Here is a 12,002-nt window from a genome sequence, read left to right on the forward strand (position 1 = left end):
CATGTTCTCCGGGATTCCGGCCGGGATAGGCCATCAGTTGGGTTGGCGGGGATTTGACATGCCGTGTGTAGGTGTTATAGTTGAATACAACACCAGTCACCCAAAGCAGGACGCCCCATGAACCGGATTACCTACGCAGGCCGCCGCTTCTGGCTGATCGCGTCGGGCCTTGGCATGGCCCTGTGCTTCGTGGCCTGGTTGCCCGCCCAGGAAGGACGCGCGGGGGATTATGGCGCCGCCGAGGCCGCGATGGAGCGGGCCGAGGCGGGCCTGGAGGCGGCGACCGAACGCCCGGCCCACCGGCTGCGGGCCTCGCTGTCCATGCCCTATTTCTCCTTTGCGCACGCGCTGCGCACCCGGAGCTGACCGAATGAGCGACATCCAGTGGAGCGACGGCGCTCCGATCTACCGTCAATTGAAGGAGCGCGTGATCGCCATGATGCTCGACGGAATCCTCAAGCCGGGCGAAGCCCTCCCCTCGGTGCGCCAGGTGGCGGCCGAGTACCAGCTGAACCCGATCACCGTCTCCCGCGCCTACCAGGAGCTGGCGGATGAAGGCCTGGTCGAGAAACGCCGCGGCCTGGGCATGTTCGTGACCGAGGAGGCCTCGCGGAAGCTGCGCAGCAGCGAGCGCGACCGCTTCCTCAACGAGGAATGGCCCGCCGTGGTCGAGCGCATCCGGCGCCTCGGCCTGTCGCTGGAGGAACTGCTGCATGCCCTTGGGAACAACTGACATGACCGCCCTCGCCCCCGAAACCGCCGCCACCCCGGTCGTCACCGCCCGCGGCCTGCGCAAGGCCTACAAGCACAAGCTCGCGGTGGCCGGTGCCGACTTCGACATCGGCCCCGGACGCATCGTCGGCCTGATCGGCCCCAACGGCGCCGGCAAGACCACCGCGCTGAAAGCCATCCTCGGCCTGACCCCGTTCGACGGCCAGCTACGGGTGCTGGGCCTGGACCCGCGCACCCAGCGCGACGAACTGATGAACCAGGTGTGCTTCATCGCCGACGTGGCGGTGCTGCCGCGCTGGATGCGGGTGCGCGAGGCGGTCGACTTCGTGGCCGGGGTGCACCCGCGCTTCGACCGCGCCAAGTGCGAGCGCTTCCTGGCCAACACCCAGCTCAACCCGAAGCTGCGGGTGCGCGAGATGTCCAAGGGCATGATCGTGCAGCTGCACCTGGCCCTGGTGATGGCGATCGATGCGCGCCTGCTGGTGCTGGACGAGCCGACCCTGGGCCTGGACATCCTCTACCGCAAGCAGTTCTACCAGCGCCTGCTGGAGGACTACTTCGACGAGGACAAGACCATCCTGGTCACCACCCACCAGGTCGAGGAGATCGAGCACATCCTCACCGACGTGCTGTTCATCCGCGACGGCCGGATCGTGCTGTCGGCCGAGATGGAGCACCTGGCCGAACGCTACTGCGAGGTGCTGGTCGGCGCCGACCGCGTCGCCGAGGCGCGCGCCCTGGCCCCGGTCGACGAACGCGCCCTGCCCTTCGGCAAGAGCGTCTTCCTGTACGACGGCCTGGCGCCGGAGCGCGCCGCCGCCCTCGGCGAGGTCCGTACCCCCGGCCTGGCCGACCTGTTCGTGGCCCTGATGAAAGGAACCTACGCATGAATGCCCTTGCCGCCAACACCGCCGGCAACCGCTGGACCCGGACCTTCGCCTGGCTGCTGCGCCGCGAGTTCTGGGAAAACCGCGGCGGCTTCCTCTGGGCCCCGGTGATCACCGGCGGCATCGCCGTGGCCATGGCCACGCTGCTGGCCCTGGCCGGCGCCGTGCAGGCCCGCCGCCAGCTCGGCGGCGGCGAAGCCGAATCCATCGACGACCTGGGCGCCTACCTGAGGATCGTCGGCGCCGCCGGCGACGGCCTGCTGATGGCCGGCTGCAGCATGCTCAGCGCGGTGCTCGCCTTCGTGGTGTTCTTCTACGCCCTGGGCAGCCTGTACGACGACCGCCGCGACCGCAGCGTGCTGTTCTGGAAGTCGCTGCCGGTGTCCGATGCGCAGACCGTGCTGTCCAAGGCCGCCTGGGCCCTGCTGCTGGCGCCGCTGCTGTCGGTGCTGGTGGGCCTGGCCGTCGGCATCGCCCTGTGGCTGGTCGCGGCCGTGGCCATGCTGGTCGGCGGCCTGCCGCATCCGGGCGCGCTGTTCACCCACAGCCATCCCTTCAGCGTCGCCGGGCGCCTGCTGGCCACCGTCCCGCTGGGCCTGCTGTGGTCGCTGCCGACCGTCGGCTGGCTGATGTTCTGCTCGGCCCTGGTGCGCAGCAAGCCGTTCCTGTGGGCCGCGCTGGTGCCGGTGCTGGGCTGCGTGATGCTCAGCGTGTTCGGCGCGGTGCCCGGCCTGGACCTGCCCTACGGCAAGATCTGGTACGTGGCGGTCTACCGCGGCCTGATGAGCGTGATGCCCGGCTCCTGGAGCGTGCACGGCATGGGCAGCCGGCTGCAGTCCGGCGAGATCCACGATCCGTCGCAGCTGGTCGCCGCGATCCTTGACCAGACCAGCAACTGGCAGCTGTACGCGAGCTGGGACCTGTGGATCGGCGCGGCCGTGGGCGCCGCCCTGGTCGCCGCCGCCATCCCCCTGCGCCGCTGGCGCGACGAAGCCTCGGCCTGAGCCGGGAGGAGCGACATGCGCAACCTGTTCCCGATCCTGCTGGTCCTGGCCGCGCTGCCGGCCGCCGCCGGCGCCGACGAGCGCCGCTGTGCGCACGAAGCCCAGCGCGCGGTGCAACTGGACCTGGACGGCGTCCGCACCGTGCGCCTGGTGACCGGCCAGCACACGGTGCGGGCCAAGGCCGCCGCCGGCGCCAGCCATCGCATCGCCGGGCGCGCCTGCGCATCCAGCGCCGCCCTGCTGCAGCAGCTGGAGCTGGTGCAGGAGAAGCAGGGCGACACCCTGGTGGTGGCCACCCGCGGTCCGGACCAGCGCGGCGGCCTGGGCATGGGCGCCTACGCCCGGCTGGACGTGGCCGGCACCGTGCCCGACGACGTCCTGGTGCAGCTGGTGGTCGGCTCCGGCGACGGCTTCGCCGAGGGCGTGGCCAGCGCCAGCGCCGACGTCGGCTCCGGCGATGCCAGCCTGCGCGGCGTGCGCGGCGCGGTCACCGCCAAGGTCGGCTCGGGCGACCTGGAGGTCGCCGGCAGCGGCCCGCTGAAGCTGCTGTCGCTCGGCTCGGGCGACGTGGTGGCGCGCGACGTGCGCGGCGAGGTCGAGGTCGGGGACATCGGTTCCGGCGACCTGGTCCTGGCCGACGTGCGCGGCGGCGTGCGCATCGACGGCATCGGTTCCGGCAACGCCCGCCTGCAGCGCGTCGGCGGCCCGGTGCGGGTCGGTTCGATCGGCTCCGGCGACCTGGACGTGCGCGGCGCCCCCGCCCTGGAGGTGCGCCACGTCGGCAGCGGCGACATCAGCCACCGCGACGTGGGGCGCGTCGAACTGCCCCGCCGCGATTGACGAAGGAGGACACCATGAACGCACCTGCTTCCCTTGCCCGCCGCACCCGTCCGCTGCTGCTGGCCGCGCTGCTGCCGCTGGCCGCGGTGGCCGCCCCCGCCGGCGGCGGGCCCGACGCCGACCTGGCCTCCGAACTGGCCGGCGCGCGCGCGGAGGTCGAGCGCGAGCTGGCCGCGGCCCGCGCCGAGCTGCAGTCCGGCAACCTCGAGCTGGGCGTCGGTGCGTACGTCGGCCCCAACAAGCACAAGGACGCGCGCAACGACCTGCCGCGCGGCGAAATTACCCCGGCCGGCGACCTGCTGGTCGACGGCAAGGCGGTGGCGATCGACGACGCCCAGCGCGCGCTGCTGCTGGCCTACCGCAGGCAGGCGATCGACGTGGCCGTGGCCGGGATCGAGGTCGGTGAGAAGGCGGCCAACGCCGCGCTGGATGTCGTCGACCGAGGCCTGCTGAGGCTGATGGCCAGTGCCATGACCGGCCGCCTGGAGCGCCAGCTGGAGTCCAGCCTGCGCTCCACCCTGGAACCGGGCATCCTGCAGCTGTGCCGCAACCTGCCCGGGCTGTACGCCTCGCAGCAGGCGCTGGCCGCGGCGGTGCCGGAGTTCCGGCCCTACGCCAGCATGACGCCGGAAGACGTCCACAACTGCGAAGCGGAAGTGCGGCGCGAATTCGCCCGACTCTGAGGAGCCCCAGCATGCGCATCCACGCCCCCATCCTCGCCCTCTCCCTGGCCGCGCTGCTGCCGCTGGCCGGTTGCAACAAGGAAGCACCCGCGCCGGCGGACGACGATCCGGCCAGCGCCGCGCCGGGCGAGTCGTTCGTCACCCGCAGCGTGCGCGCGGCGATGGACCGCGCCGCGCGCCGGCTGGAGGAGGAGAACATCAGCATCGGCGGCCGCCACCGCAACTGGGTGCAGTACGGCAAGGACACCAGCGACCTGCCGCGCGCCGAGATTACCCCGGCCGGCGACCTGCTGATCGAAGGCAAGGCGGTGGCCATCGACGAGACCCAGCGCCAGCTGCTGCTGGCGCACCGCCGGCAGCTGGTCTCCGTCGCCCAGGCCGGCCTGGCCCTGGGCTCGCGCGGCGCCGAATTGGGGGTGCGCGCCGCGACCGGCGCGGTCAAGGCCGCCCTCACCGGCAAGACCGGGGAACTGGAGAAGCGCATGGAGGCCGAGGGCAAGCGCATCGAGGCCGAAGCCAGCGCACTGGTGTGCGGGCGCCTGCCGGGCCTGCTCGCCACCCAGCAGGCGCTGGCCGCGGCGCTGCCCGAGTTCCGGCCCTATGCGCGGCTGGAGCCGGAGGACGTGGAGTCCTGCGGCCAGGACGGCCAGCGCAAGCGCAAGCTGCAGGTGCAGGCCGGGCTGGTCGGCGTCGGCGCCGAGATGAGCGCCGGCGGCGACGATCCGGCAGGCTTCGAGCTGGATGCCGCCGCCGAGGCGGACGCCGCCGCACGCGACGCCTCCTTGCGGATGTAATCCCCACGTCGCGGCCGGCGCCGCGGCGATTCCAGGGCCGCCCGCGCGGCCCTCTTTTTTTGGTAATTCCTAACCTTTCCGGACCAGAATTGGACGTAGTTCCTGGATGGAGATCTGCTTGAGAAGCTTGTACAGCAAGGGTTGCAGGTTCTCGTGCCGGTGATTGAACCGGTAGCAAACTTCGGCCAGGTACAGGTGGAAGTATTGCCGGGGCACGCCACGATACATGTAGAGCCAGTTCTTGGCGTAGCTCCAGAAGCCCTCGATGCCGTTGATGTGATCTCGCCCGGCAGGCCGACCCTTCTCCTTGCGGATCATCACGTGTTCGCCGCGCAGCTTCAGCGTGGCATAGGCCTGCCACTCGTCGGTGTAGTAGAGCGCGCCTTCTCGGGTGTGCGCCTCGATCTCGCGCATGATCGATGCCCGGTCATGGGCCGGGATCGGCATCGCCTTGACGCAGCCGTTGCGCTTGACGAGCCCGAACACGATCACCTTGCCCGCAGCGCCCCAGCCCCGCTTGCCCTTGCGGGCGCCACCGAAGGTGGTCTCGTCGCACTCGATGGCGCCTTCGAACGGCTCGCGCAGTTGCTCCACCAGCGCACAGCAGCCACGCACCAGTCGGTAGAACCGCTCCCGCGAGACCGCGCTGGTATCGGACAGGAACCGCTGCCGGTACGACGGCACGCCCAGCACGAACAACTCCAGCAGGCGTGCCTTCGTCGCTGTGGGCAGTCGTACCGAGTCCCACACCGACGTCCACGTGAAACGCAGCCCGCAGGCGCGGCACTTCAGACGTCCGTCCCCCAGGCGATAGTGCCGACAACCTGCACATCCGGGACATCGCTTCATGACCAAATCCTCTCAGATTTGGTCCGGTTTGCTTAGGAATTACCCTTTTTTTAGCCGCCGCCCCCGCCGGGTTTGCCGTGGATGCCGCCGCGCGCCAGCAGCGCCGGATCCAGCAGCGGGGCCAGGGTCTTCTCCGGCAGCCCGGTGACCTCCATCGCCACCTCCAGCACCGGACGGCCTTCCTTGTAGGCCTGCTTGGCGATGGCCGCGCCCTTCTCGTAGCCGATCACCGGGTTGAGCGCGGTGACCAGGATCGGGTTGCGGTCCAGCGCCTGCTTCACCACGTCGGTGCGCACCCTGAGGCCGGCGATGCAACGGTCGGCCAGCAGCCGCGACACGTTCGACAGCAGCTGCACGGATTCGAGCAGGTTGGCCGCGACCAGCGGCAGGGTCACGTTGAGCTGGAAGTTGCCGGTCTGGCCGGCCACGGTAATGGCGGTGTGGTGGCCGATCACCTGCGCGGCGGCCATCACCGTGGCCTCCGGGATCACCGGGTTGACCTTACCCGGCATGATCGAGCTGCCCGGCTGCAGCGCCGGCAGCTCCACCTCGCCCAGGCCGGCCAGCGGCCCGGAGTTCATCCAGCGCAGGTCGTTGGCGATCTTGATCAGGGCCACCGCCAGCGCGTTGAGCTGGCCGGACAGTTCCACCGCGTCGTCCTGCGAGGCCAGGCCCTCGAACTTGTCGGCCGCGCTCTCGAAGCGGGTGCCGGCCAGGCGCGACAGCGCGCGCGCGGCGCGTTCGCCGAAGCGCGGGTCGGCGTTGATGCCGCTGCCGATCGCGGTGCCGCCCAGCGGCAGCCGGCGCAAGCGCTTGAGCGCGTCCTCCAGGCGGCCTTCGGCGGAGGCCAGCTGCGAGGCCCAGGCCCCGAATTCCTGGCCGAAGGTGAGCGGCATCGCATCCATCAGGTGGGTGCGGCCGGTCTTGACCACCTTGCGCAGTTCGCGGGCGCGTTTCTCGATGGTGCGGCGCAGGTGGCGGATCGCCGGCAGCAGGTCCTCGACCACCGCCAGCTGGGCGGACACGCGGATCGCGGTGGGCACCACGTCGTTGGAACTCTGCCCCAGGTTGACGTGGTCGTTGGGATGCACGGCGCGCTTGCCGGCCTTGCCCGAGGCATTGGCCAGGCTGGCGATCACCTCGTTGGCATTCATGTTGGACGAGGTGCCGGAGCCGGTCTGGTAGATGTCCACCGGGAAGTGGGCATCGTGCAGGCCTTCGGCCACCTCCAGCGCCGCTGCGCGGATCGCGCCGGCCACGTTCTTGGGCAGCAGGCCCAGGCCGGCGTTGACCTCGGCCGCGGCGGCCTTGACCAGGCCGAGGGCGCGGATGAAGCCGCGTGGCATCGGCCGCCCGGACACCGGGAAGTTCTGCACCGCGCGCTGGGTCTGCGCGCCCCACAGGGCGTCGGCGGGAACCTGCAGCTCGCCCATGCTGTCGTGCTCGACCCGGGTGCGCCGGGCCGGCGCGGTGGTATCGGGCCGCGCCGGGGACTTCCTGGCGCGGGGGGAACGTGCGGGGGATGGACTCATGGCCGTCTCCGGCGTTTGGGGATCGCGGCGAGCATACCCCCGCCGGTGTCCATGGCTGTCGCCACTCCGCGGCCCCGGTCTGTTCCGGTCATGCAACTGTGCTGCGTACTCCCCGCGGCACGGACAAGCGAAGCGCCCAAAGCGGGGCGCGATCGCCTGGGTGGTGGCGTGCATGCCCCCAGGACTCCGGCCGCTTGCCGTGGCGGGCTCGGTCGGAGCCGCGGCAGTGCGGGGGGATGGGGCATCGCGCGACTCCGCGTCCTGCTCCAACGCGCGACCGCGGCACATCCATGTGCCGCTTGCCCCATCCCCCCGCACTGCCGCGTCTTCGGGAGCTTCCGGCTCGCGGCTTCGCTCTTGTTCTTCCCCTTTCCCTCCGGGAAAGGAGCCGGGGTGATGGCATCCTCCTTCCGTGTCATCAAGGGGGGCGGAGCGGAGCCGCGACCCGGACGTGCCCGAAGACGCGGTGGTGCGTGGGTGCGGCGCAAGCAGGCCATGGATGGCCTGCGGTCGCGCGTTGGAGCCAGGATGGCGGAGTCGCGCGATGCGCCGCACCCACGGAGCGCCGCGGCTCCGCCCGAAGCCGGCCACCTGGCCGAGGGGCCCCAACCAGGCCAGGTTCTCGCCCCAATGCGCTGTGCTGCGCCAGAATCGCCGGCGCGTGGCGACGCGCCAGGCGCCCCGCCCGGCACGTCCCGCGTGCACGCCTTAAACTATGCGGCCCTGTTTCCCAGCCAGCCGCCTTCCAATGACGGATTCCGCCCTGCTCGCCCTGTCCCCGCTCGACGGCCGCTACGCCGGCAAGGTCGACGCCCTGCGCCCGATCTTTTCCGAGTACGGCCTGATCCGCGCCCGCGTGCGGGTGGAGATCGAGTGGCTGCTGGCCCTGGCCGCCGAGCCGGGCATCGCCGAGCTGCCGGCGTTCTCCGAAGGCGCGCGCCAGCGCCTGCGCGCACTGGCCGACGGCTTCTCGGTGGCCCATGCCGCGCGGGTCAAGGAAATCGAGCGCACCACCAACCACGACGTCAAGGCAGTGGAGTACTTCATCAAGGAGCAGCTGCGCGACGACGCCGAGCTGGGCCCGGCACTGGAATTCGTGCACTTCGCCTGCACCAGCGAGGACATCAACAACCTGTCCTACGCCCTGATGCTGCGCCAGGCGCGCGACGAGGTGCTGCTGCCGGCGCTGGACGGCGTCACCGCCACCCTGCGCAAGCTGGCCCACGAGCAGGCCGGCCAGCCGATGCTGTCGCGCACCCACGGCCAGACCGCCTCGCCCACCACCCTGGGCAAGGAGATCGCCAACGTGGTCGCGCGCCTGGAACGCCAGCGCAGGCAGATCGCCGCGGTCGAGCTGAGCGGCAAGATCAACGGCGCGGTCGGCAACTACAACGCCCACGCCATCAGCTACCCGGACGTGGACTGGCCGGCCTTCGCCCGCCGCTTCGTCGAGTCGCTGGGCCTGCCGTTCAACCCCTACACCACCCAGATCGAGCCGCACGACAACGTCGCCGAGCTGGGCGACGCGGTGCGCCGCGCCAACACCGTGCTGGTCGACCTGGCCCGCGACATCTGGGGCTACATCTCGCTGGGCTATTTCAAGCAGAAGCTCAAGGAAGGCGAGATCGGCTCCTCGACCATGCCGCACAAGGTCAACCCGATCGACTTCGAGAACGCCGAGGGCAACTTCGGCATCGCCAACGCCCTGTTCGAGCACTTCTCGGCCAAGCTGCCGATCAGCCGCTGGCAGCGCGACCTCACCGACTCCACCGTGCTGCGCGCCCTGGGCACCGCCTTCGGCCACACCCAGGTGGCCCTGGACTCGCTGGCCAAGGGCCTGGGCAAGCTGGAAGTGAACCCGCAGCGCCTGCAGGCCGACCTGGACGCGGCCTGGGAAGTGCTGGCCGAGGCCGTGCAGACGGTGATGCGCCGCCACGGCCTGCCCAACCCGTACGAGCAGCTCAAGGCCCTGACCCGCGGCCATGGCATCGACGCGGAGGCCATGCGCGCCTTCATCGCCTCGCTGGACCTGCCGGAGGAGGCCCGCGCCCGCCTGGCCGCGCTGACCCCGGCCGGCTACACCGGCCTGGCCGAACGCCTGGCGCGCGAGATCTGATCCACCCTCCCGGCCCGCAACAGCGGGCCGGGCCTTTTCCGGGGGCGCCCCACATCCGCTTGAGCCTGCTCAAGGCCGGCTCCGCCCCCTGCGCTATCCTGCCGGCCGAGGCCACCGCCCGCCCGTGCCGCGGCCCCGGGCTGCGCGCCAAGCCGATTCCATGCCCACCCACATCGACGTCGCCGCACCGCACCGCGCAAGCGCCTACGCGCGCCGCGGCCCCCGCGTGCCCGACCGGAACACCCCATGACCTCCAAGCGCCCCGCGAAATCCCCCAAGACCACCAAGACCACCAAGGCCAGCAAGACCACGAAAGCCGCCAAGGCTGCCCGGACCATCAAGCCCGCCAGGAGTGCCCGGGCGGCCAGGGCCGCCACTCCGGCCCGCCCCGCACGCAAGCCGGCCGCCAAGGCCGCCCCGCGCGCCCGCGCCCTGCCGTTCGAGGTCGATGCCACCGCCAACCAGCCACTGGGCATGTCGCCGCAGGCCTTCCTGCGCGACTACTGGCACAAGCGTCCGCTGCTGGTCCGCAACGCCTTCCCCGGCTTCCAGACCCCGGTGATGCCCGAGGACCTGGCCGGACTGGCCTGCGAGGAAGGCGTGCTGGCGCGGCTGATCAGCCACGACCGCGGCAACGACGCCTGGGACGTGCGCCACGGCCCCTTCCAGGAGGAGGACTTCCCGGGCATGCCCGACCACGACTGGACCCTGCTGGTCCAGGACGTGGACAAGTGGGACCCGGACGTGGCCGCCCTGCTGGAGCACTTCCGCTTCCTGCCGCGCTGGCGCATCGACGACATCATGATCAGCTTCGCCGCCACCGGCGGCTCGGTCGGCGCCCACGTCGACCACTACGACGTGTTCCTGCTGCAGGCCCACGGCCACCGCCGCTGGATGATCGACGCTTCGGTGGCGATGGGCCGCCCGGCGCCGGACCTGTCCTTCCGCGAGGACGTGGCGATCAAGCTGCTGCGCCAGTTCAACCCGACCCACGACTGGGTGCTGGCCCCGGGCGACATGCTCTACCTGCCGCCGCTGGTGCCGCACCACGGCGTGGCCGAGGATCCCTGCCTGACCTTCTCGGTGGGCATGCGCGCCCCCTCGGCCGCCGAGCTGATGGGCGACTGGCTGGACGAGGTGCTGCTGGGCGCCGACGAGGCGATCCGCTACCACGACGAGGACCTGGCCCTGCCGGCCGACCCCAACGAGATCGACGTGGCGGCGATGAACCGCGTGGTCGAGGCGCTCAACGCCATCCGCATGAACGACCCGGACCGGCTCGGCGACTGGTTCGGCCGCTTCATCACCACCTACCGTGCCGCCGGCGAGGTCATGCCCTCCGGCCGCGAACTGCCACGCGAAGGCGTGGAGGAAGTGCTGGCCCAGGGCGGCACCCTGCACCGCCACCCGGCTTCGCGCCTGGCCTGGCGCCGCCGCCACGACGGCGGCAACGCCAGCCTGTACTGCAGCGGCCAGACCCTGGAGCTGCCGCTGGCCGACGCCCGCTACCTGGCCGACGCCGGCATGCTGGACCTAGGCGCCTGGCAGCGCCTGTCGGCCACCGGCCGCGATGCCGCCTTCGCCCTGTACCAGGCCGGCCATTACGGCCTGGACACCGGTGCCGGCGGGGACGACGCCGGGGAAGAGGCCGAAGGCGAATGAGCCCGGCCGCCGTCGCCCTGGCCGACTACGCCCGCGAGCACGCCGCCGTGCACGCGGTGCGCACCACGGTGTTCGTGGAAGGCCAGGGCGTGCCGGTGGAACTGGAGCGCGACGCGCTGGACCCGGTCAGCATCCACGTCCTGGCCCGGGACGCCGACGGCACCCCGGTCGGCACCGCGCGCCTGACCCCGGACCGCCGCATCGGCCGCATGGCGGTGCTGCCCGGCCACCGCGGCCGCGGCATCGGCGAGGCCATGCTGGCAGCCCTGGTCGCCCATGCCCGTGCCCAGGGCTGGGCCGAGGTGGGCCTGCACGCGCAGCTGCACGCCCTGGCGTTCTACGCCCGCGCCGGCTTCGTGCCCTGCGGGCCGGTATTCACCGAAGCCGGGATCGAGCACCGGCGCATGGTCCGGCGCCTGCCCGGGGCCAGTCCGGTGGAAGACGCCGAGGCCGCCGCCGCGGTCCTGCTCGGCCTGGCCGCCCATGCCCGCCGCGGGCTGGGCATCTACAGCCGCGCCCTCGACCCCGGCCTGCTGGACCGGCGCGAGGTGGTCGACGCCCTGCGCCGCTTCGCCACCCGCCCCGGTCGCCGCCAGGTGCGGATCCTGCTGCAGGATGCCGCCGCCCCGCAGCGCGAGGACGCGCCGCTGCTGGCCCTGGCCCAGCGCCTGCCCAGCGTGTTCGAGCTGCGCGAGGTCGCCGACCCGGTGGACGCGCGCTATCCCTCGGCCTATGCCTTCAACGACGCCGGCGGCGCGCTGTTCCGGCCGCTGGGGCAGCGCTTCGAGGGCGAAGGCGGGATCGATGACGGCCCGGCCGCACGCCGCCTGGCCCATGCCTTCGCACCGGTGTGGGAGCGCTCGCGGCCGTGCACCGAACTGCGCGCGCTGGGCTGACCGGCAC

12 protein-coding genes are annotated in these 12,002 nt (G+C 71.9%); 10 read left to right on the plus strand and 2 right to left on the minus strand.

What is annotated here, in order from left to right:
* Nucleotides 1-117: 117 nt before the first annotated feature.
* The 7 genes from PSEJ31_RS0103565 to PSEJ31_RS0103595 are packed head-to-tail and all read left to right on the plus strand — an operon-like array spanning nt 118 to nt 4,940.
* Nucleotides 118-366, plus strand: a complete 249-nt coding sequence (locus PSEJ31_RS0103565; RefSeq protein WP_019397825.1) for a hypothetical protein — start codon at nt 118-120, stop codon at nt 364-366.
* A 4-nt stretch (nt 367-370) separates the two neighbouring features.
* Nucleotides 371-733: a GntR family transcriptional regulator gene (locus PSEJ31_RS0103570; RefSeq protein ID WP_026010354.1), complete on the plus strand. Its 363-nt coding sequence runs from the start codon at nt 371-373 to the stop codon at nt 731-733.
* Nucleotide 734: 1 nt separating this feature from the next.
* Nucleotides 735-1,622, plus strand: a complete 888-nt coding sequence (locus tag PSEJ31_RS0103575) for an ABC transporter ATP-binding protein (RefSeq protein WP_028914675.1) — start codon at nt 735-737, stop codon at nt 1,620-1,622.
* Complete coding sequence (locus PSEJ31_RS0103580; protein WP_019397828.1) at nt 1,619-2,623, plus strand: hypothetical protein; 1,005 nt, start codon at nt 1,619-1,621, stop codon at nt 2,621-2,623. Before PSEJ31_RS0103575 ends, PSEJ31_RS0103580 begins: the two co-directional genes overlap by 4 nt.
* A gap of 15 nt (nt 2,624-2,638) precedes the next feature.
* The gene (locus PSEJ31_RS0103585; protein WP_028914676.1) at nt 2,639-3,463 is read left to right on the plus strand and encodes a hypothetical protein; all 825 of its coding nucleotides are present in this window, start codon (nt 2,639-2,641) and stop codon (nt 3,461-3,463) included.
* Nucleotides 3,464-3,477: 14 nt separating this feature from the next.
* A complete protein-coding gene (locus PSEJ31_RS15625) occupies nt 3,478-4,146 on the plus strand; it encodes a hypothetical protein (protein ID WP_051403636.1) in 669 nt (222 codons plus the stop codon).
* A gap of 11 nt (nt 4,147-4,157) precedes the next feature.
* Entirely contained in the window at nt 4,158-4,940 is a 783-nt protein-coding gene (locus tag PSEJ31_RS0103595) for a hypothetical protein (protein ID WP_028914677.1), read from the plus strand.
* A gap of 69 nt (nt 4,941-5,009) precedes the next feature.
* Here PSEJ31_RS0103595 and PSEJ31_RS0103600 read toward each other — a convergent pair whose 3' ends face one another.
* Nucleotides 5,010-5,789 (minus strand): IS1595 family transposase, encoded by a 780-nt coding sequence (locus PSEJ31_RS0103600; RefSeq protein WP_198015022.1) that lies wholly within the window; start codon nt 5,787-5,789, stop codon nt 5,010-5,012.
* 50 nt (nt 5,790-5,839) lie between these two features.
* The gene (locus tag PSEJ31_RS0103605; protein WP_084220790.1) at nt 5,840-7,321 is read right to left on the minus strand and encodes a class II fumarate hydratase; all 1,482 of its coding nucleotides are present in this window, start codon (nt 7,319-7,321) and stop codon (nt 5,840-5,842) included.
* A 748-nt stretch (nt 7,322-8,069) separates the two neighbouring features.
* Between PSEJ31_RS0103605 and purB the strand changes: the two genes are divergently transcribed.
* The 3 genes from purB (at nt 8,070) to PSEJ31_RS0103620 (ending at nt 11,995) form a co-directional block, all read left to right on the plus strand.
* The gene (purB, locus tag PSEJ31_RS0103610; RefSeq protein WP_019399748.1) at nt 8,070-9,437 is read left to right on the plus strand and encodes an adenylosuccinate lyase; all 1,368 of its coding nucleotides are present in this window, start codon (nt 8,070-8,072) and stop codon (nt 9,435-9,437) included.
* 246 nt (nt 9,438-9,683) lie between these two features.
* The gene (locus PSEJ31_RS0103615) at nt 9,684-11,099 is read left to right on the plus strand and encodes a cupin domain-containing protein (protein ID WP_028914680.1); all 1,416 of its coding nucleotides are present in this window, start codon (nt 9,684-9,686) and stop codon (nt 11,097-11,099) included.
* A complete protein-coding gene (locus PSEJ31_RS0103620) occupies nt 11,096-11,995 on the plus strand; it encodes a GNAT family N-acetyltransferase (protein ID WP_028914681.1) in 900 nt (299 codons plus the stop codon). Before PSEJ31_RS0103615 ends, PSEJ31_RS0103620 begins: the two co-directional genes overlap by 4 nt.
* Nucleotides 11,996-12,002: the final 7 nt, after the last annotated feature.

The organism is Pseudoxanthomonas sp. J31 (assembly GCF_000510725.1).
Taxonomy (GTDB): domain Bacteria; phylum Pseudomonadota; class Gammaproteobacteria; order Xanthomonadales; family Xanthomonadaceae; genus Pseudoxanthomonas.